General features: G+C 43.4%; 17 protein-coding genes and 13 tRNA genes. 6 read left to right on the top strand and 24 right to left on the bottom strand.

Translation table 11 applies throughout. From position 1 onward, the window contains the following. Positions 1 to 48: 48 nt before the first annotated feature. Complete coding sequence (locus PMAL9190_RS12780) at positions 49 to 657, bottom strand: TetR/AcrR family transcriptional regulator (RefSeq protein WP_087845525.1); 609 nt, start codon at positions 655 to 657, stop codon at positions 49 to 51. 220 nt (positions 658 to 877) lie between these two features. Between PMAL9190_RS12780 and hpt the strand changes: the two genes are divergently transcribed. Next, positions 878 to 1,411, top strand: a complete 534-nt coding sequence (hpt, locus tag PMAL9190_RS12775; protein WP_087845524.1) for a hypoxanthine phosphoribosyltransferase — start codon at positions 878 to 880, stop codon at positions 1,409 to 1,411. A 45-nt stretch (positions 1,412 to 1,456) separates the two neighbouring features. Here hpt and can read toward each other — a convergent pair whose 3' ends face one another. After that, positions 1,457 to 2,140 carry a carbonate dehydratase gene (can, locus tag PMAL9190_RS12770; RefSeq protein WP_087845523.1) on the bottom strand — a complete coding sequence of 228 codons (684 nt, stop codon included), beginning with the start codon at positions 2,138 to 2,140 and terminating at the stop codon, positions 1,457 to 1,459. A 118-nt stretch (positions 2,141 to 2,258) separates the two neighbouring features. Here can and PMAL9190_RS12765 point away from each other — a divergent pair, with 118 nt between their 5' ends. Together PMAL9190_RS12765 and PMAL9190_RS12760 are read left to right on the top strand one after the other, a co-directional pair. Beyond that, on the top strand, positions 2,259 to 3,173 hold the full coding sequence (locus PMAL9190_RS12765; protein WP_087845522.1) for an ABC transporter ATP-binding protein: 915 nt from the start codon (positions 2,259 to 2,261) through the stop codon (positions 3,171 to 3,173). Positions 3,174 to 3,192: 19 nt separating this feature from the next. Beyond that, complete coding sequence (locus PMAL9190_RS12760) at positions 3,193 to 3,963, top strand: ABC transporter permease (protein ID WP_087845521.1); 771 nt, start codon at positions 3,193 to 3,195, stop codon at positions 3,961 to 3,963. Between the two features lie 82 nt (positions 3,964 to 4,045). Here the strand turns inward: PMAL9190_RS12760 and panC are convergent, their stop codons facing one another. The 7 genes from panC to sfsA all read right to left on the bottom strand — a co-directional run bounded on the left by panC (position 4,046) and on the right by sfsA (position 10,237). Next, on the bottom strand, positions 4,046 to 4,939 hold the full coding sequence (gene panC, locus PMAL9190_RS12755; RefSeq protein ID WP_087845520.1) for a pantoate--beta-alanine ligase: 894 nt from the start codon (positions 4,937 to 4,939) through the stop codon (positions 4,046 to 4,048). A gap of 10 nt (positions 4,940 to 4,949) precedes the next feature. After that, a complete protein-coding gene (gene panB, locus PMAL9190_RS12750) occupies positions 4,950 to 5,744 on the bottom strand; it encodes a 3-methyl-2-oxobutanoate hydroxymethyltransferase (RefSeq protein WP_087845519.1) in 795 nt (264 codons plus the stop codon). A 24-nt stretch (positions 5,745 to 5,768) separates the two neighbouring features. Next, positions 5,769 to 6,254, bottom strand: a complete 486-nt coding sequence (gene folK, locus PMAL9190_RS12745) for a 2-amino-4-hydroxy-6-hydroxymethyldihydropteridine diphosphokinase (RefSeq protein ID WP_087845518.1) — start codon at positions 6,252 to 6,254, stop codon at positions 5,769 to 5,771. Further along, the gene (pcnB, locus tag PMAL9190_RS12740; RefSeq protein ID WP_087845517.1) at positions 6,251 to 7,684 is read right to left on the bottom strand and encodes a polynucleotide adenylyltransferase PcnB; all 1,434 of its coding nucleotides are present in this window, start codon (positions 7,682 to 7,684) and stop codon (positions 6,251 to 6,253) included. The genes folK and pcnB overlap by 4 nt, the downstream gene beginning before the upstream one ends. A 54-nt stretch (positions 7,685 to 7,738) precedes the next feature. Then, on the bottom strand, positions 7,739 to 8,623 hold the full coding sequence (gene gluQRS / locus PMAL9190_RS12735) for a tRNA glutamyl-Q(34) synthetase GluQRS (protein ID WP_087845516.1): 885 nt from the start codon (positions 8,621 to 8,623) through the stop codon (positions 7,739 to 7,741). Between the two features lie 321 nt (positions 8,624 to 8,944). After that, the gene (gene dksA / locus PMAL9190_RS12730; protein ID WP_087845515.1) at positions 8,945 to 9,394 is read right to left on the bottom strand and encodes an RNA polymerase-binding protein DksA; all 450 of its coding nucleotides are present in this window, start codon (positions 9,392 to 9,394) and stop codon (positions 8,945 to 8,947) included. Positions 9,395 to 9,523: 129 nt separating this feature from the next. Further along, the gene (gene sfsA, locus PMAL9190_RS12725) at positions 9,524 to 10,237 is read right to left on the bottom strand and encodes a DNA/RNA nuclease SfsA (RefSeq protein ID WP_087845514.1); all 714 of its coding nucleotides are present in this window, start codon (positions 10,235 to 10,237) and stop codon (positions 9,524 to 9,526) included. Positions 10,238 to 10,328: 91 nt separating this feature from the next. Between sfsA and hrpB the strand changes: the two genes are divergently transcribed. Together hrpB and mrcB are read left to right on the top strand one after the other, a co-directional pair. Continuing rightward, on the top strand, positions 10,329 to 12,821 hold the full coding sequence (gene hrpB / locus PMAL9190_RS12720; protein ID WP_087845513.1) for an ATP-dependent helicase HrpB: 2,493 nt from the start codon (positions 10,329 to 10,331) through the stop codon (positions 12,819 to 12,821). Positions 12,822 to 12,948: 127 nt separating this feature from the next. Continuing rightward, a complete protein-coding gene (gene mrcB, locus PMAL9190_RS12715) occupies positions 12,949 to 15,375 on the top strand; it encodes a penicillin-binding protein 1B (protein WP_370738771.1) in 2,427 nt (808 codons plus the stop codon). A gap of 368 nt (positions 15,376 to 15,743) precedes the next feature. On the opposite strand, the gene PMAL9190_RS12705 is transcribed toward mrcB, so the two are convergent. From PMAL9190_RS12705 to mutY, 15 genes are all read right to left on the bottom strand, one after another. Then, positions 15,744 to 15,819: transfer RNA gene (locus tag PMAL9190_RS12705), tRNA-Thr, on the bottom strand. Positions 15,820 to 15,865: 46 nt separating this feature from the next. Next, positions 15,866 to 15,941, bottom strand: a tRNA-Phe gene (locus tag PMAL9190_RS12700). 55 nt (positions 15,942 to 15,996) lie between these two features. Next, positions 15,997 to 16,072 (bottom strand) — tRNA-Thr (locus PMAL9190_RS12695). Positions 16,073 to 16,120: 48 nt separating this feature from the next. Next, positions 16,121 to 16,196, bottom strand: a tRNA-Asn gene (locus PMAL9190_RS12690). A gap of 45 nt (positions 16,197 to 16,241) precedes the next feature. After that, a tRNA-Phe gene (locus PMAL9190_RS12685) sits at positions 16,242 to 16,317 on the bottom strand. Positions 16,318 to 16,827: 510 nt separating this feature from the next. After that, positions 16,828 to 16,903, bottom strand: a tRNA-Asn gene (locus PMAL9190_RS12680). A 46-nt stretch (positions 16,904 to 16,949) separates the two neighbouring features. Further along, positions 16,950 to 17,025 (bottom strand) — tRNA-Phe (locus PMAL9190_RS12675). Between the two features lie 58 nt (positions 17,026 to 17,083). Beyond that, positions 17,084 to 17,159, bottom strand: a tRNA-Thr gene (locus PMAL9190_RS12670). A gap of 48 nt (positions 17,160 to 17,207) precedes the next feature. Then, positions 17,208 to 17,283: transfer RNA gene (locus PMAL9190_RS12665), tRNA-Asn, on the bottom strand. Between the two features lie 46 nt (positions 17,284 to 17,329). After that, positions 17,330 to 17,405, bottom strand: a tRNA-Phe gene (locus tag PMAL9190_RS12660). Between the two features lie 55 nt (positions 17,406 to 17,460). After that, positions 17,461 to 17,536 (bottom strand) — tRNA-Thr (locus PMAL9190_RS12655). Positions 17,537 to 17,584: 48 nt separating this feature from the next. Continuing rightward, positions 17,585 to 17,660: transfer RNA gene (locus tag PMAL9190_RS12650), tRNA-Asn, on the bottom strand. 45 nt (positions 17,661 to 17,705) lie between these two features. After that, a tRNA-Phe gene (locus tag PMAL9190_RS12645) sits at positions 17,706 to 17,781 on the bottom strand. Positions 17,782 to 17,950: 169 nt separating this feature from the next. Then, positions 17,951 to 18,223 (bottom strand): oxidative damage protection protein, encoded by a 273-nt coding sequence (locus tag PMAL9190_RS12640; protein ID WP_087845511.1) that lies wholly within the window; start codon positions 18,221 to 18,223, stop codon positions 17,951 to 17,953. A 169-nt stretch (positions 18,224 to 18,392) separates the two neighbouring features. Beyond that, positions 18,393 to 19,445: an A/G-specific adenine glycosylase gene (gene mutY / locus PMAL9190_RS12635; protein ID WP_087845510.1), complete on the bottom strand. Its 1,053-nt coding sequence runs from the start codon at positions 19,443 to 19,445 to the stop codon at positions 18,393 to 18,395. Between the two features lie 251 nt (positions 19,446 to 19,696). Here mutY and trmB point away from each other — a divergent pair, with 251 nt between their 5' ends. After that, positions 19,697 to 20,434 (top strand): tRNA (guanosine(46)-N7)-methyltransferase TrmB, encoded by a 738-nt coding sequence (gene trmB, locus PMAL9190_RS12630; RefSeq protein WP_061000740.1) that lies wholly within the window; start codon positions 19,697 to 19,699, stop codon positions 20,432 to 20,434. Positions 20,435 to 20,487: the final 53 nt, after the last annotated feature.

Raw genomic sequence — 20,487 nt, 5'->3', positions numbered from 1 at the left:
CAGCAAGGCTTATTAATACTAAGCCTTGCTGATTTAATTGCTACTAAATTAGTTTTTTTGGGTTAACACTTGTAGATAAATTTGCGCTTGTTCACGTAAAATATCTTGATCAGGATGCTGGTTAGCCTGCATGTAAATCACATAACACATGCCATGGAGCATTTTAGCTAAGTTATCAGGGGTTTGATTTGAGGTAATTTCTTCATTATCAATTGCTTGAGTAAACATTTGCTGTACTTGCTTAAGGTTTTTTTGGTTGCTTTCGATAAATTGTGGCCATACATCTTGGCGAACAGATGTACTCCATTCAAACCACACTTTGATCCAATCTTGTTGCTCTAATACCGTATCAATTAAGCTATTGCTGATACAGGTTAAGCGCGCATGTAAGGCCTTATTAGGTGCACCAATACATTCTGTTAGTAAATCATTAAATTGGGTCGCAACTTCAATTAAGACTTGTTCAACCAATTCCTCTCGAGTTGGAAAGTAATTAAACACCGTTGCTACCGAAACATTTGCCATTTCTGCAATATCAGCATGACCTGCACGGCCAATACCACGCCGAGAGAAAACCTCAATAGAATAATCAAGTAGCTGTTGCTTGCGCTTTTCTGGTGATAAGCGCGTACGTGGTTTTTTAGTAATCGTATCCATAATTATTAACTCCCTAGTCATATTTATAATAATAATGTTTATTTTTTATACATAAACACTACAACAGCAACTTAATGCGTTCAAACTAAACTATCAATAAGTGTTTCGAATTTTGGACACTATTGATTAAATAACGCTTAAGATGAATGAATGCTACAATAATGACCTTTGGAATATATCGCCGTAGTCGAATAACGCAGCCGCGTTGATGGAGAATAAAATGAAGCACACTATTGAAGTAATGATTTCTGAGCAGGATGTTCAGGAGCGCATCAAAGAGCTAGGAAAGCAGATCACCGAGCATTATAAAGACTCTACAGATTTAGTTATGGTTGGCTTGCTGCGTGGCTCGTTTGTCTTTATGGCAGATTTAGCACGTGCGATTGAGATTCCGCATGAAGTAGATTTCATGACGGCATCAAGCTACGGCAATACTATGCATAGCAGCCGTGATGTTCGTATTCTAAAAGATTTGGATGACGATATTAAAGGTAAAGATGTGTTGTTGGTTGAAGACATTATCGATACTGGTAATACGCTAAGTAAAGTGTGTGAAATTCTATCGCTACGTGAACCGAAATCAATCAGCATCTGTACACTATTAGATAAGCCAGAGCGTCGTGAAGTCGATGTAAAGGTTGATTGGTACGGCTTTATTATTCCAGATGAGTTTGTGGTTGGTGTGGGTATCGATTACGCACAAAAATACCGTCATTTACCGTTTATCGGTAAAGTTATTCCTGCCGCAGAATAACAACTAAAAAGCGACCACCTTATGGTGGTCGCTTTTTTATGGCTGCTATTTATTGTTTTCTAGCTGCTGTAATTGTTGTTCAAGCGGTGGTAATAATGATGACATTGCAGCTTGATAAGCGATCTCAAGACCTTCACGACTGGTTGATGTAACCCCTAAGTCTTTTAAAATGCCATTGCTGGTACCATAAATCCAACCGTGAATTTTAACTTCTTGGCCGCGCTCCCATGCTTGTTGCATGATAGTTGAATTACCAAGGTGGTAAACTTGTGAAGCGACATTAATCTCACACAATTTATCATCCCACTTCTCACGTGGTAGGCTACCAAGGTCTGAACGATGTTTAAGATACAGATCGCGAATGTGTAATAGCCAGTTATTGATAAGACCCAGTGGCGGATTTTCGATTGCTGCAGTGACACCACCACAACCATAGTGGCCACAAATAATGATATGTTTAACCTTTAGTACATCTACCGCGTACTGAACCACAGATAAACAGTTTAAGTCGGTATGAATAACTTGGTTAGCTACATTACGATGCACAAACAATTCACCAGAGGTTAACCCGGTAAGGCGTTCAGCGGGTACTCGACTGTCGGAACAGCCGATCCAAAGATATTGAGGATGTTGTGCTTCTGCAAGGTGAGAGAAAAACTCTGGATCTTCATCCTTAATGTTCTCTGACCACGAGAGGTTGTTTGCGAAGAGCTGCTTTATATCTGCCATGATAATACCTTATATTAATATGTTCCTTACTATACACAAGCTGCGCTGATAGCAAATCGGATTAGTTGTTAGCGTTTTGTCACTAGCCTATAAATATTTAACAGAAAGATTGCATATAATGAATGCTTTAGAAATAAAAAATGTAAGTAAAACTTACAAAGGCGGCGTCAAGGCGCTGAAAAATATGAACCTTAGTGTCGAGCAAGGCGATTTTTTTGCGTTGCTAGGCCCCAATGGTGCGGGTAAGTCGACCACTATCGGCATTATTAGCTCGTTAGTCAATAAAACCTCAGGCTCAGTCAGTATTTTTGGCTATGACCTTGATACGCAAAAAGTGGATGCTAAAAATCAACTTGGTTTAGTGCCGCAAGAATTTAACTTTAATCCATTTGAAACCGTAGAACAGATTGTGGTTAACCAAGCTGGATTTTATGGGGTTGAACGGCCACTGGCAAAACAGCGAGCTGAAAAATATTTAACTCAATTAGATTTATGGGGTAAACGTCATGATCGGGCGCGTAATCTTTCAGGTGGTATGAAGCGGCGTTTAATGATTGCACGCGCATTAATGCATGAACCCAAATTATTGATTTTAGATGAGCCAACCGCTGGGGTTGATATTGAATTACGGCGTTCGATGTGGACATTTTTGCAGCGTATAAACCGTGAAGGAGTGACGATTATCTTAACCACTCATTACCTTGAAGAAGCTGAAATGCTATGTCGAAATATTGGTATTATTAATCATGGTGAGTTGGTTGAGCATACATCGATGAAGGCGTTATTGAGTCAATTGGAATTAGAAACGTTTATTTTAGATATTGATGCCACAACAGTAACACCGACGCTGGATATGGGGTCATGTCGCTTAATTGATAGCACGACTTTAGAAGTCGATCTTAACAAAGGCGATGACTTAAACCGTGTCTTTAGTGCGCTGACAACCCAAGGGGTGATGGTGCGTTCAATGCGAAATAAAAGTAATCGTTTAGAAGAATTGTTTGTTAATTTAGTCAATAAAGCTCAAGCATAGTTGTGGTGGATAATCATAAATGAAAAGACAATATTGGATCGCATTTAAAAGCTTAATTACGAAAGAGATCCACCGTTTTACACGGATCTGGGTGCAAACATTAGTTCCACCTGCGATCACCATGACGCTGTATTTTATTATCTTTGGTAATCTGATTGGTAAGCGTATTGGGGATATGGAAGGCTTTAGTTACATGGAATACATTGTGCCGGGATTGATCATGATGTCGGTGATCACCAACTCTTATTCCAATGTAGCTTCCTCCTTTTTTAGTGCCAAATTTCAACATAATATCGAAGAGCTATTAGTCGCTCCTGTACCTAATTATATTATTATTGCTGGCTATGTCGGTGGTGGTGTATTGCGCGGCTTAGGGGTTGGTTTTATCGTGTCAGTGGTATCACTACTGTTTGTATCGCTCAATATTGCTCATTTAGGGATAATTATTGCGACGGTAGTGATGACTTCGGTTGTATTTTCGTTAGGCGGGCTGATTAACGCAATTTTTGCGCGTACTTTTGATGATATTAGTATTATACCGACCTTTGTTCTTACGCCTTTAACCTACTTAGGTGGCGTGTTTTATTCGATTAATTTGCTGCCAGAAGTGTGGCAAATGGTATCCAAGGTTAACCCGATTGTATATATGGTAAATGCCTTCCGTTATGGCTTTTTAGGGGTATCTGATGTCGGTATTGGAACATCATTTGCGGTATTGAGTGTGTTTGTTATTGCGCTGTATAGCGTGGCTTATTATTTGATTTCGCGAGGAATTGGTTTGCGTTCATAAGCGTTATTCCAATAGCTACAGTTAAAAAAATACCGCGCGTTAATCATTAACGAGCGGTATTTTTTTAGTCGGCGTTTAGCAATTAATTAGCTTCAGCAACGTCTTCTTCAACCGTTACAGCAGGAGATAAATCTACCACTTGGTTATCGATTAAACGTGCTTTACCTAATTGGGCTGACATTAGAATAACCGCTTGTTGAGTGGTGTCAGTAATCGGTAATAACGTCACTGCATCACGAATAAAACTTTTATCAGGTTGTAGACCTGCAGCACGTAATTGATCGTTAGCATCAACAATTAATTCGTCATAGTCATTACGACCACCACGCATTTGGCTGCTAATCCAACGCATAGTACGGGCTAAAACTGGCGCACGTTGGCGTTCATCAACGGTTAGATTACCATTGCGTGAACTCATGGCTAAGCCATCCATTTCGCGCACAGTTGGCACGCCAACAATCTTAATATCCATCGCTAAATCAATCACCATTTGACGAATAAGCGCCAATTGTTGGTAATCTTTTTCGCCAAAACAAGCGACATCAGGCTGAACAATATTAAACAGCTTATTGACGATGGTTGCTACGCCACGAAAGTGACCAGGACGTAATTCACCTTCTAACATCGTTGATAATCCAGGGACATCGATGAAAGTTTGATTATTAAGACCGGCTGGATACATGATTTCTGGGGTTGGAGTAAAGACTACATCCACCATATTTTGTTGTTGTAATTTAGCAATATCTTGTTCAAGAGTACGAGGGTAATTAGTTAAATCCTCTGCTTTCTCAAACTGCATTGGGTTAACAAAAATACTCGCAACAACAACATCGGCATGCTTACGTGCTTTACGCATTAACGTAAGATGGCCTTCATGCAAGTTACCCATTGTTGGAACAAAGGCAATTCGACGACCGGCGCGGCGCCACGTCGTAATCTGCTCTCTTAGTTGGGCAATCTCGGCGAATGTTTGCATCTCTTATTCCTTATTCAAAGGTATGTTGAGACCCTGGAAATGCACCAGACTCAACATCTTCAATGTATTTAGTAACCGCAGCACGCATATCGCCCGTTTCTGCAAGGAAGTTCTTAGAGAACTTCGGCATATAGTTAGCAGAAATACCAAACATGTCGTGCATAACCAGTATTTGGCCATCAGTCGCATTACCCGCACCGATACCAATTACAGGCACATCCACCGCCTTGGTAATACGTTCAGCAAGGCTTGCTGGAACACATTCCAATACGATGATTTGGGCACCAGCTTGAGCGAGAGTAATGGCGTCATTTACCATGGTCTCAGCTTGGTCCAAATTGCGGCCTTGAACTTTATAACCGCCAAAAATATTGACAGATTGAGGGGTTAAACCAAGATGGGCACAGACAGGAACTGCACGTTGTGTCAGGGTTGAAATAGTTTCAGCAACCCAAGCGCCACCTTCGATTTTTACCATGTTAGCCCCAGCTCGCATTAGTTTTGCAGCATTTTCACACGCTTGTGCTGGGGTTGCGAAGGTCATGAATGGCATGTCAGCCATTAGCAGCGAATTAGGGCTGCCTGCACGAACGCTACGGGTATGGTAGGCGATGTCATCAATGGTTACGGGTAGAGTGTCATTTCGGCCTTGGAGAACCATGCCTAATGAATCGCCTACTAACATAACCGGCATATTCTGTTGCTCAAATAATTGGGCAAAACTGGCGTCATATGCTGTTACTGATGCAAACTTGCGACCTTCTTGCTTCCATGTCAGTAGATCGTTGATGGTGATTTTTTTCATAGCTTGTTCCTCGCCCTGATGAATTTATGCTTGCCAAATAGCTAAGCCATTACGGTTAACCTGAGTCAATAACGTGCGTAAAGAAGTGTGATCAGGTAAAACTAAATCAGGGTTAATTTCGGCCAGTGGATACAGTACGAACTCCCGTACCTTCATTCCATAGTGCGGCACGGTAAGGCGCTCACACTGGTGTTGCAGATCACCATATAAAATAATATCGAGATCTAGCGTCCTTGGACCCCAGCGTTCATCTTTGCGAACACGTCCTTGTTCAAGCTCAATCGCTTGAGTATGGTTAAGTAACTCAAGCGGAGCTAATGCAGTATCAATAGCGACAACCGCATTAATATAATCAGGTTGGTTTTGTGGGCCCATTGGAGTACTGCTGTACAACGAAGACACACTAACCACCTGACTGTGTGGTAAGTGGTGCAGTGCTTCAATGGCTGTTTTAGCTTGGGCGACAGGATCGCCCAAGTTACTGCCAATAGCTATATAAGCACGAATCATGATTTTACTTGCGGCTTTTTACGGCGTGGTTGCTGTGGGCGACGACGACGTGGGCGGCGATTACCACCATCATTAATATGAGTTACCATTTGGCCGCGTTGGTTATAATCGGCGTTTTGGAACTCACTCCACCATTGCGCTAGCTCTTTGATGTCACTGCCTTCAAACAAACTACGCATTTCAAGGAAATCATAAGCAGCACGGAATTTAGGGTGCTCCATGGCCTTAAATGCGCGTTTGCCACTGCGACGACTAAAGCGTAGCTGTTGCTGCCAAATATCACGTACCGTGGTGGTATGGCGGCGTGGAATCGCAATCGAGCGCACTTGTTCATCAAGAATATCGTTACTAGCGACCATAAAGGCATCATAGAATGATAAACCACTTGCAAAAGAGACTTCTTCAGCGCGGATCATCATTGGATACCACAACATAGCGGCATAGATAAAGGCTGGATTTACCCGTTTATCTTCAGCGATACGTTTATCAGTCGAGGCCAGAATATGCTCGATCATTTTTTCGGTTTTGCTGCTGTTATTCTCGGTAAAGTGATCCGATAGGATCGGGAATAACTGCTGGAATAAATTGTATTCACGCAGCATACGGTAGGTTTCTAAACCTTGACCTGATTGCAGCAGTTTAAGGCTTTCTTCAAATAGACGTGCTGCTGGAATATCTTGCATCAATGTCGCTAATTCGCGAATTGGTGCTGCCGTTACTGGTTCAATATCCATATCAAGTTTAACCGCAAAGCGAACCGCACGTAGCATACGTACTGGATCTTCGCGGTAACGGGTTTCTGGATCACCCATTAAGCGCACAACACGATTATTTAGATCTTCAATGCCTTGAGCATAGTCGGTTACCGTGAAATCTTTGACACTGTAGTACAAAGCATTAATGGTAAAGTCACGACGCTCTGCATCTTCTTCGATGGTGCCATAAACATTATCACGTAATAGCATTCCTTCTTCACTGCGAGAAGAAATTTGCGGCTTTTTCTTATTGTCTTTTGGAGCTACAACTTGTGTGGGTGCATCCGAATGGTGGCCACGGAAAGTCGCAACTTCGATAATGTCACGCCCAAAAAGAATGTGCGCTAGACGGAAGCGGCGGCCGATTAAACGACAGTTACGAAACAGTTTTTTGATTTCTTCGGGGGTTGCATTGGTTGCAATATCGAAGTCTTTAGGCTGTTTGTGGAGCAATAAATCGCGGACGCCGCCACCAACAAGGTAAGCGTCGTAACCGGCTTTGTTTAGTCGATATAGTACTTTCAGCGCATTTTCGCTGATATCTTTTCGTGAAATGCCGTGCTCTGAGCGTTGGTAAACTTGCAAAGTTTGTTCCTCTGGAACGCGAGTACTACTGTCGCGATTCAATACTTTACGGCAAAAGCTGGCTACTCGATTAAAGATAATACACCCCATATTGTGCACTTGGTTCAACAAACAGCCGTGTATGATATATCACGGCAGACTATTTTAGAATGCTAGTGTGATAGCCGTCGTCTTTGGTAGCTGCTTGAGCTGCCAATGAGTGATGCCCCACTGTAATATTTGTTCTACGCTTTCAGTGACAAGCTCTGTCGGTGGCGACAAGCCTAAAAAGCATAGCGCTGCCATTAATGCTGGCCGAGGATTAAGTTTATCAATCGCTGGCGCATGGTTTTGTTTCGACAATTTATTACCATTGTCGGTAATGGCAAGCGGTAAGTGCAAATAACGAACTTCAGGCAGCCCAAGTTGATGGTAAAGACCAATTTGACGCCCTGTAGGCTCAATTAAATCTGCACCACGAACAACTTCAGTGATCCCTTGTTCGATATCATCTAGCACTACAGCAAGATTATAAGCAAATAAACCATCGCGGCGACGAATAATAAAATCTTCATTCGCTAATGCTAATGGCAACTCGATACGACCATGTAATAGGTCATCGAAATGGGTTATTGGTGTGTCTACTTGTAATCGAACCGCACCATTATTGTGCCGTTGATTGAGGGTACGACAGGTACCAGGGTAAAAGCCGCCCGCTTGTTTAATGTCTTTTCGACTACACTGACAATAGTAAGCATTACCTTGAGCTAACCAAGCATCAATTTGAGCCTGATAAGCATCATGGCGTAAACTCTGATACATGATATCGCCATCCCACTTGAAGCCAAACGCTTCTAGCGTACGCAGAATATCATCAGCTGCCCCTAGCATTTCGCGAGGTGGATCAAGATCTTCGATCCTAACGATCCATTTTCCTTGCTGAGATTTTGCTTGAAGGTAGCTACCAAGAGCTGCAATTAACGATCCGAAATGCAATGGCCCTGAGGGCGATGGTGCAAAGCGACCGACATATTGATTTGTGTTAGTCATACATTAATTAACGGTTATAAAATCCAAGTTGGTTATTATTTAACTTGGTACGGCAGCGTAAATGTCGCCCAGAGTCAGGGGTAGATATAACAAAATATATTCCCTCCAAACTGAATAATGCTCTCTAAAATGAGAACACTATTCAGTTTGGTGCCTATTGATCTATAACGCGAGATTATGACTAAACAGGCAGAGCTCGTGCGACATCGGTAAGTAAATAACCATAGGGTTAGTTACTGCGTGTTATTTTGAGCGCTAGTGTAAACGAAAGAGGGAGCTTACGCTCCCTCTAAAATTAGCTTAATTTGATAAAGACGTAAATTAGCCAGCCATTTGCTTTTCTTTGATCTCTGCAAGTGTTTTACAGTCGATGCAAAGATCTGCAGTTGGACGAGCTTCAAGACGGCGAATACCAATTTCAATACCACAAGAGTCGCAGAAGCCGAAATCATCTTCTTCGATACGCTTAAGTGTCTTGTCAATTTTCTTGATCAGTTTTCGTTCGCGGTCACGATTACGAAGTTCAAGGCTGAACTCTTCTTCTTGTGCGGCACGATCCACTGGATCGGGGAAGTTAGCGGCTTCATCTTGCATGTGGTTTACAGTGCGATCAACTTCAACGCGAAGTTGGTTACGCCATGCTGATAGAATTTTATGGAAATGCTCTAATTGAGCTTCGCCCATGTATTCTTCGCCAGCTTTTTCCTGATAAGGTTCAACCCCAGCAATAGCCAGGATGCCTAGTGATTTTTTAACGTTGGTCTCTGGCATATAGCATCTCCTAATGTACCTAATAACCGTCACTGGTTAATTTTGGGCGGTATCTATAGCAGAAAGGTTTCGATGTGGCAATTACTGTATAACTTCAATTCTATGTCAATGTGAAGAAAACGGCATTTTTTATGTCAAATGCTGAAATTGTATACAGTCAGTAAGATTTATTTCGGTTGCATTTATGGTGGCTCGATAGCAAATTATTTCAACGCCAGCAGTGATGGCTTGTCGTAATAATTGGGCATATTCAGCATCGATATGCTGTGCAACATCAACCTTTTTGATACCAGTATGTAACACTGCAAAAAACAGTATAGCGCGTGAGCCTTGTTGTGCCATTTGCATCAGTTCGCGTAGATGTTTTTGACCACGAGTTGTGACAGCATCAGGAAAGTAACCTTGACCATTATCCGCCAATAAGGTCACGCTTTTTACTTCAATATAGCAGGCTGGGCGGGTTTGTGATTCAAGTAATAGATCGATACGGCTATTTTCAGTGCCATATTTCACTTCAGTTCGTAACTGATCATAACCATTGAGCTCTGGTATGCGTTGTTTTTCAATCGCTTCTTTAACAAGGTGGTTGGCTTGAACGGTATTAACACAAATCCAATCATTAGCCGCAGTGTGCGCCAGTTGCCAACTATTAGGGTATTTACGCTTTTTATTATCAGAGGTTGAATACCATACCGTGGTGCCAGGATCAGCACAGCCAGTCATGGCGCCTGTGTTAGCACAGTGAATAGTTCTAATCTCACCGTCATCTAAAGTGATATCCGCTAAAAAGCGTTTGTAGCGTTGAATTAAAGTCGCCGCTTGTAGTGGTGGTTCAAACTTCATTATCGCCTCGAGCCTCGATTATTATTTTTAGTTGCGGGGTGGCTTTCGTTACAATGTGATTTCGTTTTGATCATGACATAAGGTGGCACCATTGTCACAACTCCCAATTGATGAGGTTTTAGCAACCTTATTTAGCGCGTTAACTCACCATACTCAAGTGATTTTAAAAGCACCACCGGGAGCGGGTAAATCAACGCGGTTGCCGTTGGCGTTATTAGATAAAGCCGTTATTCAAGGGCGGATCATCATGCTGGAACCACGACGGTTGGCAGCAAGAAACATTGCTGGGTATTTAGCGCAGCAATTGGGTGAGCGTGTTGGACAAACCGTTGGCTTACGAGTGCGAGGTGAAACCAAAGTCAGTCCGCAAACACGATTAGAGATTGTCACCGAAGGTGTGATGACGCGTATGTTGCAGCATGATCCTGAACTTGCAGGTGTTGGGCTGATTATTTTTGATGAATTTCATGAGCGCAGTATTCATGCCGATACCGCGCTGGCGTTAGCTATCGAGGTACAACAAGCACTACGAGACGATCTGCAGTTATTGGTGATGTCTGCCACCCTAGATCAAACCGCGTTGGCACAACTGTTGCCAGAGGCCTATTATGTCGAATCTCAAGGGCGTTGCTTTCCGGTTGAGTATCGCTATCAAGCAGTGACTGATCCGCGGAATATGATTGAACAAATGGCGGTCGCGATTAATCAGTTGTTAACCACAGAATCAGGGTCGGTATTAGTTTTTTTACCCGGCGTCGGTGAAATTAAACGCTTGGCACAAGCATTAGCCACACGTTTAACGTCAGCCAACAGCACGATCAATATTTGTCCCTTGTATGGTCAACTACCGATAGAGCAACAGCAACAAGCGATTAATCCAGCGCCTACTGGGCAGCGCAAAGTGGTACTGGCAACCAATATTGCTGAAACCAGCTTAACTATTGAAGGGATTCGACTGGTGGTGGATAGCGGCTTAGAGCGCATCGCACAGTGGGATCCTAAAACCGGAATCAGCCGCTTGCAGCAAGTACGCATAGCGCAATCCTCTGCTGAACAACGGGCAGGGCGTGCTGGCCGTTTGGAGGCGGGTATGTGTTTGCGAATGTACAGCGAAGAGTCACTTCAACGCCAACCAGCAACGCCGCAGCCAGAAATTTTACGCAGTGATTTAACCGCGCTGGCGCTGGATCTGATCCAGTGGGGGTGTCATGATCCACAAGATTTGCAGTGGTTAGATCTACCGCCAGCACTGGCTTTACAGCAGTCGCGGCAGTTATTACAGCAACTCGGTGCGATTGATGATCGTGGTCAACAAACGTCACGTGGTCAAGTGATGCAAACCTTAGGTGTCGATCCGCGTCATGGCGCGATGCTCGCGTTTGCAAAACAAATAGCACACCAACAAGCAGATATCACTATTTTGACTACCGCGGCGATGCTGGTGGCATTACTAGAAGATCCGCCTCGTGGTATGGATAATCCAGATTTAGCGTTTCAGCTGCATTTATTTGAAACCAAAAAATTGGCGAAAAGCCATGCTTATATTCAGCGTGCTCAACAACATCTTGCGACTTTAGGTGCTGCTAAACATAGTGAATTAAAGGTCAATAATGATTGGGCTGCGATAGTATTAGCGGTGGGTTTTTCGGATCGAATCGCGCAATCTCGAGCTAATGATGGTCGCTATCAATTAGCCAATGGTCAAGGGGTGATGCTTGATAGTAGCCAAGGATTAGCCAATCAGTCTTTGTTAGTGGTGGCTGATGTAGTTAAAACTCGCCAAGGTGATAGTCGAATATTTTCGGCGATCAGTGCTGATTTAAACGGTTTACAACATGCATTACCGAAATTATTTAATCAATGTGAGTGGCTTGACTGGGATGATAAAAAAGGCCGTTTAAGTGCTGAGCATCGTACTTATTGTGGCAAGTTAATTGTTGCACGCAGTCTTGCAGCCACTCCCGATGCAACCTCAGCGAGTGCAGCATTACTGAATGCGGTTAAGCGTAAAGGCTTGGCGGTATTAAATTGGACTCCAGCTGCGACACTATTACTGACACGTGGTCGCTGTGGATGTGAATGGCTACCTGACGTTGATTTTCCGCCATTGGATGAGGCGAGTTTATTAGCTAATGCTGAACAATGGTTATTGCCATACCTCAATGGAATTACCACCTTAAAAGGGCTGCAAAAAGTCAATCTGGTCGCAGCATTAGAGGCCTATCTTGGTTGGAATAAAAAACAACAGCTTGATCAGTTATTGCCAACCCATTATCAGGTACCAACCGGTTCAAACATTGCCATTCGTTATCAAGCCCAACAACAACCGGTATTAGCCGTTAAGTTACAGGAAATGTTTGGAGAGCCGACCACACCGACAATCGCTAACGGGAAAGTTGCTTTGGTGTTAGAGCTATTATCACCGGCGCAACGACCGTTACAGATCACGCAAGACTTAGCAGGTTTTTGGCAAGGTTCGTATAAAGATGTTCAGAAAGAAATGAAGGGCCGTTATCCAAAGCATCCTTGGCCTGATGATCCAGCTAATCATTGCCCAACCCGCAAAATCAAAAAATACCTTTAGCGGTGCTAAACAAGTTCGATACCTGTATATATAATCAGTTATAGTTGCTAAGATCTTAATACTGAATCATAACAGCAGAGCTCAATCATGAGCTCTGCTTACATACAGGAATAACGGTAGTTGATGCATTATGAGTAAGTCACCACAGCCCCCTAAACCACAGCAGAAGAAACCTGCCGCTGCACGAAAAAAGGCCGCTGTAAAACCAACTGCTAAAAAACAGCCTCCAAAAAAAGCAGCACCGAAAAAAGCCTCATCTAAAAAAACGACCACTAAAAAATTGGCTGGATCGCATCCATGGTTACGTAAGCTTGGCAGTTTAGGGTTTAAAATAACCCTAGTCGGTGTGGCTATTTTACTCGTGATCGGGATTTATTTAGATACGGTGGTGCGTAATAAAATGGATGGCCCAATTTGGGATTTACCCTCCGTCGTTTATGGCCGAGTCTTAACCTTACATCCAGGCCAAGCGCTGACGATCAGTGATGTGCGACGAGAGCTCGATGTGCTGCAATATCATAAAGTGCGTAGTCCGCGAAAAATGGGGGAGTATTCTGCCTCTGCAACTCGCATTGAATTAATTCGACGCCCATTTAAGTTTGTTGATGGTCCGCAACCGCAACAGCATGTGATGTTAACATTTACCGGCGCTAAGCTGGCCTCGATCGTTGATGTCAGCTCTAATCGATCATTAAAAACCCTTAGAATTGAACCTAAACTACTTGGCATGCTAGGGCTATCGGACAATGAACAACGCATTTTTATGGCGCGGGATCAATTTCCTCCACTGCTGATTGACGCGCTGTTAACCACCGAAGATCGTGATTTTTATGAGCATGATGGTGTGTCGCCATTAGCGATTCTGCGAGCGATGGTGGTCAACCTTAGAGCGGGTCATACCGTGCAAGGTGGTAGTACCCTTACGCAACAATTGGCGAAAAATTTATTTTTAAGTCGTGAGCGCAGCTTGTGGCGTAAAGTTCGCGAAGCCTATATCGCGGTGATTATTGATCACCGTTACAGTAAAGATCGCATACTTGAAGCGTATTTAAATGAAATTTACCTAGGTCAAAATGGCGCCAAGGAAATACATGGTTTTCCATTAGCGGCGCGATTCTATTTTGGACGCCCATTAGAAGAGCTACGGGTAGATCAATTGGCAATGTTGGTTGGAATGGTAAAAGGTCCATCGCAATTTAACCCTTGGCGTCATCCAGAGCGAACCCTTAAGCGCCGTGACTTAGTGTTATCACTATTAGCTAAAAATAATTATCTCACCGAAGCTCAATATGAACAGGCATTTTCTGAGCCATTAGGAGTACAAAAAAACGCTAAAATAGCCAGTCGTCAACCTGCGTATTTTCAGCAGTTACAACGTGAGTTACAACTAGACGTTGGTGATATCTATAAATCAGGTAAAGGACTGCGTATTTTCAGTACCCTTGATCCGCTGTCTCAACAAGCTGCTGAAAAAACCATAGCAGCCATGGTGCCACGGTTAAATAAAAAAGCCGGAGTTAAAGTCGAGACAGCAATGGTGGTGGTTGATCGACAAGATGGTGCAGTGCGTGCGCTTATTGGTGGTAGTCGTCCCGGCTATGCTGGTTTTAACCGCGCTCTTGATGCTCGTCGTCAAATTGGTTCATTGGCAAAGCCGGCAGTGTATTTGGCCGCTTTGAGTCAGCCGCAGAAGTTTAGTTTAGCGACCACGCTTAATGATCAAGCGATTGTATTAAAGGGCAGTAAAGGAACGTCATGGCGACCAAGAAACTATGATCGTAAGTTCCGCGGTCAAGTGCCACTCTATTATGCGTTAGCGCATTCATTGAATGTGCCAACAGTGAACTTAGGCTTAAAGGTTGGGCTTAATACCGTGATTAACACCATTGCTAAGTTAGGGGTTAATCGTGATCAAGTTCCCCGCTTACCTTCAATATTATTAGGTGCATTTAGCTTATCACCGTTTGAAGTGGCGCAAATGTTCCAGAGTATTACTAATAATGGTCGTAAAGCACCGTTGTATAGCCTGAGTGCGGTTGTTGATAGTCAGGGGCGAGTGCTATACCAACATCACGCTCAGGTTGAACAAGTCGTGCCAGAACAAGCTGCTTGGTTAACAACCTATGATATGAAAAGAGTGGTGAGCCAAGGTACAGCGCGTTTTCTTCATAGCCAATTTAGTTCAGCGAAATTAGCCGGTAAAACAGGTACCACCGATAATAATCGTGATAGTTGGTTTGCTGGTGCGGATGGACGCGAAGTTGGCGTAGTGTGGGTTGGGCGTGATGATAATACACCTGTGCGTTTGACTGGCTCTAGCGGTGCGCTACGGGTTTATGCTGATTATTTGGCTCGTCGTCAGCCATTGCCATTAAATATTGGCTGGCCGCCTTATATCACCACGGTGAAGTATCAACCTACAGCTAACGGTAGTTTGCGATTTGATTGTAACGGTAACGTTGCTTTACCCGCATGGGATCGTAATGGGGATTTAAAAGCTAAGTGTCATGACAATCAGCCTGCGACATGGATAAAGCATATGTTTGCGGGTTAGTAGAAGCTAGGTAATAGCAGGGCGAGTTTTCGAGAGGCGAGGAAGAGCAGAGACGAGTAAGAGCAGGGGTGAGGAAGAGCAGAAGCTAGGTATGGCAGGGGCGAAGTAAGGGCTGTAGCAAGATTATTATTGACAATGATGTTGCTGGTACTGAAAATTTCGAACCCTCGAACCCTCGAACCCTCGAACCCTCGAACCCTCGAACCCTCGAACCCTCGAACCCTCGAACCCTCGAACCCTCGAACCCTCGAACCCTCGAACCCTCGAACCCTCGAACCCTCGAACCCTCGAACCCTCGAACCCTCGAACCCTCGAACCCTTTCTTCAGACGAAAAAAAAGCCTCATCAAAGATGAGGCTTTCAAAAGATGGTGCCGACTACCGGAGTCGAACTGGTGACCTACTGATTACAAGTCAGTTGCTCTACCTACTGAGCTAAGTCGGCACACTAAATTCTTTTTAAATAATGAGCTGACTCATTATCTTTAATATGGTGCCTCGAGGCGGAATCGAACCACCGACACGAGGATTTTCAATCCTCTGCTCTACCGACTGAGCTATCGAGGCAAACACAGCAATAAAATTGCTATTTTTGCATTTCTTACCGAAGTAAGAGAATAAATGGTGCCGACTACCGGAGTCGAACTGGTGACCTACTGATTACAAGTCAGTTGCTCTACCTACTGAGCTAAGTCGGCACATAAATTCTGTAATCTCTCCGCTCTATTGAGCCAAGAAATAAATAGTGGCTCCCTCTACTGGACTTGAACCAGTGACATACGGATTAACAGTCCGCCGTTCTACCGACTGAACTAAGAGGGAACAGATTTTGTCGTTGCTTGACACCAAACTTCAAAAGAGAAGAAATGGTGCCTCGAGGCGGAATCGAACCACCGACACGAGGATTTTCAATCCTCTGCTCTACCGACTGAGCTATCGAGGCAACGGAGCGCATTAAAAAGGTTTTTGAGCTTTTCGTCAATGGTTTTTTTTTAAATAGTTATCAACATTGTCTTTTTTATCCTAATTGCTGTTATTTTGCGCTTAATTGTTGGGTTTTTCGGTGTTTGTCAGTCACAGTGGAAGAGGCTAATTATGCGCTAAAAGCGTTAAGAAAAAGTGTTTGATAAAAAGTAGTGGTGGCATACAAGTCTAATTTATCGTCATACCCGACAGTGAATGCCCGCGAGGGCGATAGGGAATCTACTATTCACGCGTTGTAGATTGATTATTTTAGCTGATGCCTTTTAGGCTCAATAACGCTGTGAAGAGATCACACAGATAATAGGCAGTGATAGACGGATTAGCTGTCCGTCAAGCTTCTCATAACGTGTCGCCAACTGAACGAAGATGGCATTATCGTGATGGTATAAAAGCCTGATCAATGCCGTTTTGTTTTTTTGCCAAAATCCAGACGTAAAAAAGCCCGCAATTGCTTGCGGGCTTTCTTGTTTGGCTCCCTCTACTGGACTTGAACCAGTGACATACGGATTAACAGTCCGCCGTTCTACCGACTGAACTAAGAGGGAATTAACTTTTACTATTTGACACGATAAATCGTATCAAATTTTAATATGGTGCCTCGAGGCGGAATCGAACCACCGACACGAGGATTTTCAATCCTCTGCTCTACCGACTGAGCTATCGAGGCAGAAGTAGTGATGGTTAAGTCTCTACTTTTGCATTTCTTACCGAAGCAAGAGAATAAATGGTGCCGACTACCGGAGTCGAACTGGTGACCTACTGATTACAAGTCAGTTGCTCTACCTACTGAGCTAAGTCGGCACATAAATTCTGTAATCTCTCCGCTCTATTGAGCTAAGAAATAAATAGTGGCTCCCTCTACTGGACTTGAACCAGTGACATACGGATTAACAGTCCGCCGTTCTACCAACTGAACTAAGAGGGAATTAACTTTTACTATTTAACACGATAAATCGTATCAAATTTTAATATGGTGCCTCGAGGCGGAATCGAACCACCGACACGAGGATTTTCAATCCTCTGCTCTACCGACTGAGCTATCGAGGCAAACACAGCAATAAAATTGCTATTTTTGCATTTCTTACCGAAGTAAGAGAATAAATGGTGCCGACTACCGGAGTCGAACTGGTGACCTACTGATTACAAGTCAGTTGCTCTACCTACTGAGCTAAGTCGGCACATAAATTCTGTAATCTCTCCGCTCTATTGAGCCAAGAAATAAATAGTGGCTCCCTCTACTGGACTTGAACCAGTGACATACGGATTAACAGTCCGCCGTTCTACCGACTGAACTAAGAGGGAACAGATTTTGTCGTTGCTTGACACCAAACTTCAAAAGAGAAGAAATGGTGCCTCGAGGCGGAATCGAACCACCGACACGAGGATTTTCAATCCTCTGCTCTACCGACTGAGCTATCGAGGCAACGGGGCGCTATTAAAAGGGTTTTGAGCCTTTTCGTCAACCCTTTTTTTAATAAAAAATGATTATTATGTTTGAGTGTTGACTTTTTGTTCGTTGTGGCGTGATTTTTTACTTTTTTTAATGTTTTCCGCCGTTTGAGTTACGGCGGAGTATCTGTTTGATCTCAATATTATTTTGTTGGTGGTGTATAACCATCAATCACCACATCTTTACCTTCAAACAAAAAATTAACCATTTCTGTCTCAAGTAATTGGCGATGTTCGGCATTCATCATATTAAGTTTTTTTTCATTAATCAGCATGGTTTGTTTTGCTTGCCACTGTGCCCACGCTTGTTTTGAAATACTATCAAAAATGCGTTGACCAAGTTCACCTGGATACAATTGAAAATCTAAACCTTCAGCATCTTGTTGGAGATGGACACAAAAAACAGTACGGCTCATGGAATATTCCTTATGCATGCATTATTCAATCACAGCGAGAAAGGCTGTAATTATAATGACGGTATTTTTTATAACTGCAGTGTTTTTTATAGCAGCAGTATTGTAGCAATAGTTATACCAGACTCGACCAGTAGCGGCTAGGGTCGAGGCTGGAATAACATCCGTGTAATCAGTGTGGGTATAGCAATCCATCAAGGATCTTTTGTACCGGTGCTGCTAAACCAATTTTGGCCGGATCATGGAGATCATACCATTGCCCTTGGCGCTGATGGATCACATCAGGAAGAGTGTTTAAAGTGAATAATACTGGCACAATATCAAGATGATAATGACTAAATGTGTGTCTAAATGCGATTAATTGCTGCTGGCTGGCAATCATGGTCTGTGGCTGTCCCAGTTGTTGCAACAAAAGATCATTGAGATCGTCATTATCATGTTGTGGAAAGCACCATAAGCCGCCCCAAATACCTTCTTGAGGACGTTGCTCAAGCCATACTTTGTCGCCATAACGTAAAATGGCAAACCAGGTTTGTTTTTCTGGCATCACTTTTTTGGGTTTCTTGCCCGGAAATTCACTTTGTCGTTGTTGTGCTTTGGCAATACATTGCGCTTCAATAGGGCACAAATCGCATTTAGGTTTGCTACGAGTACAAATCATAGCGCCCATATCCATCATGGCTTGGTTGTAGCGTTCAACACCAATCGCTGGCGTATTTTCAATCGCTATCTTCCACAGCGCATTTTCAACCGTTTTTTTGCCCGGCCAACCTTCGATGGCATAACAACGCGCTAAAGTACGCTTAACGTTGCCATCTAAAATAGGATGATGCTGTTTTAATGATAGTGATAACACTGCGCCTGCGGTTGAACGGCCGATACCCGGCAGGGCTTCAACTGCCTCAATGGTGGTTGGAAACTCACCATTATGCTCAGCGACAATCAATTGGGCTGCTTTGTGAAGGTTACGTGCACGAGCGTAATAGCCCAACCCGGTCCACAAATGTAACACTTCATCTTGCTCGGCAGCGGCAAGATCAGCCACGGTAGGGAAGCGCGCCATAAAACGTTCAAAGTAGGGGATCACCGTCGCAACTTGAGTTTGTTGTAACATGATTTCTGATAGCCATACTTTATATGGGGTCTTTTGGTGTTGCCATGGCAGGGTTTTTCGGCCGAATTTATCATACCACGCTAAAATAGCGTCGGAAAAAGCTGTACTCACAATGGACTCACTTTACTAAATTGGCATTAAACAATGCCGGAGTGTGCTTTATTATCGAATGAGGTTGCGGAAAGTTGGAGTCCGTGGGGACGATCCCTTATACTGCAACTCATTAATGTAATGGCGTCTATAATGACGTTATTGACTAAGATTGCATCATAAACTGGCGATTATCACAATTGATAGACTTGAATTGAGGCTATAACTTTGGATAATGCCGTTCCGTTTCTTTTTTTGTTTGGATAGTTAGCATGAGCGAAGTTTCAAAAAAGTCAGGTGACGTAACCCTGACTGAATTTACCGATGAAGGCAAAATGGTTCGTAAGATCCGTAGTTTTGTTCGTCGTGAAGGCCGTTTAACCAAGGGCCAAGAAAATGCGATGGAAAAAAACTGGCCAGCTATGGGTATTGATTTCGCCACTGAAATGCTGGACTGGACACAAGTCTTTAACCGTGAAGCGCCAGTTGTATTAGAAATCGGTTTTGGCATGGGTGCATCATTGGTTGAAATGGCACAAGCGGCGCCAGAGAAAAACTTCGTTGGTATCGAAGTTCACACTCCAGGTGTTGGTCACTGTTTAATGGGCGCTGAAGCGGCTAATTTAACTAACTTACGCGTAATGTGCCATGATGGTGTTGAAGTATTTGAACACATGATCCCTGATGGTAGCCTTGATATGGTGCAGTTGTTCTTCCCTGACCCATGGCATAAAGCGCGTCACCATAAGCGCCGTATCGTTCAGCCTGAATTTGCTGAAATGCTACGTAAAAAGCTTAAAATTGGCGGTATTTTCCATATGGCAACAGACTGGGAAAACTACGCAGAGCACATGGTAGAAGTAATGGATGCCGCGCCTGGCTATAAAAATACAGCGACCGATGGCGCTTATATTGCACGCCCAGAAGATCGTCCTTTAACTAAGTTTGAAGCACGCGGTCATCGCCTAGGTCATGGCGTATGGGATATGAAGTATATGCGTACTGAATAATTGCAGACATTGCTGTGACTATCGATTAGGGTAGCAGTTGTTATTGCGTTATT

The sequence above is a fragment of the Photobacterium malacitanum genome, assembly GCF_900185615.1.
Classification (GTDB): Bacteria; Pseudomonadota; Gammaproteobacteria; order Enterobacterales; family Vibrionaceae; genus Photobacterium; species Photobacterium malacitanum.
This window is presented reverse-complemented; position numbering and strand designations above follow the sequence as displayed.

Coding starts and splice junctions, on each gene's coding strand:
- PMAL9190_RS12780 (WP_087845525.1), bottom strand. CDS start 657: ATGGATACGATTACTAAAAAACCACGTACGCGCTTATCACCAGAAAAG.
- hpt (WP_087845524.1), top strand. CDS start 878: ATGAAGCACACTATTGAAGTAATGATTTCTGAGCAGGATGTTCAGGAG.
- can (WP_087845523.1), bottom strand. CDS start 2,140: ATGGCAGATATAAAGCAGCTCTTCGCAAACAACCTCTCGTGGTCAGAG.
- PMAL9190_RS12765 (WP_087845522.1), top strand. CDS start 2,259: ATGAATGCTTTAGAAATAAAAAATGTAAGTAAAACTTACAAAGGCGGC.
- PMAL9190_RS12760 (WP_087845521.1), top strand. CDS start 3,193: ATGAAAAGACAATATTGGATCGCATTTAAAAGCTTAATTACGAAAGAG.
- panC (WP_087845520.1), bottom strand. CDS start 4,939: ATGCAAACATTCGCCGAGATTGCCCAACTAAGAGAGCAGATTACGACG.
- panB (WP_087845519.1), bottom strand. CDS start 5,744: ATGAAAAAAATCACCATCAACGATCTACTGACATGGAAGCAAGAAGGT.
- folK (WP_087845518.1), bottom strand. CDS start 6,254: ATGATTCGTGCTTATATAGCTATTGGCAGTAACTTGGGCGATCCTGTC.
- pcnB (WP_087845517.1), bottom strand. CDS start 7,684: ATGGGGTGTATTATCTTTAATCGAGTAGCCAGCTTTTGCCGTAAAGTA.
- gluQRS (WP_087845516.1), bottom strand. CDS start 8,623: ATGACTAACACAAATCAATATGTCGGTCGCTTTGCACCATCGCCCTCA.
- dksA (WP_087845515.1), bottom strand. CDS start 9,394: ATGCCAGAGACCAACGTTAAAAAATCACTAGGCATCCTGGCTATTGCT.
- sfsA (WP_087845514.1), bottom strand. CDS start 10,237: ATGAAGTTTGAACCACCACTACAAGCGGCGACTTTAATTCAACGCTAC.
- PMAL9190_RS12640 (WP_087845511.1), bottom strand. CDS start 18,223: ATGAGCCGTACTGTTTTTTGTGTCCATCTCCAACAAGATGCTGAAGGT.
- trmB (WP_061000740.1), top strand. CDS start 19,697: ATGAGCGAAGTTTCAAAAAAGTCAGGTGACGTAACCCTGACTGAATTT.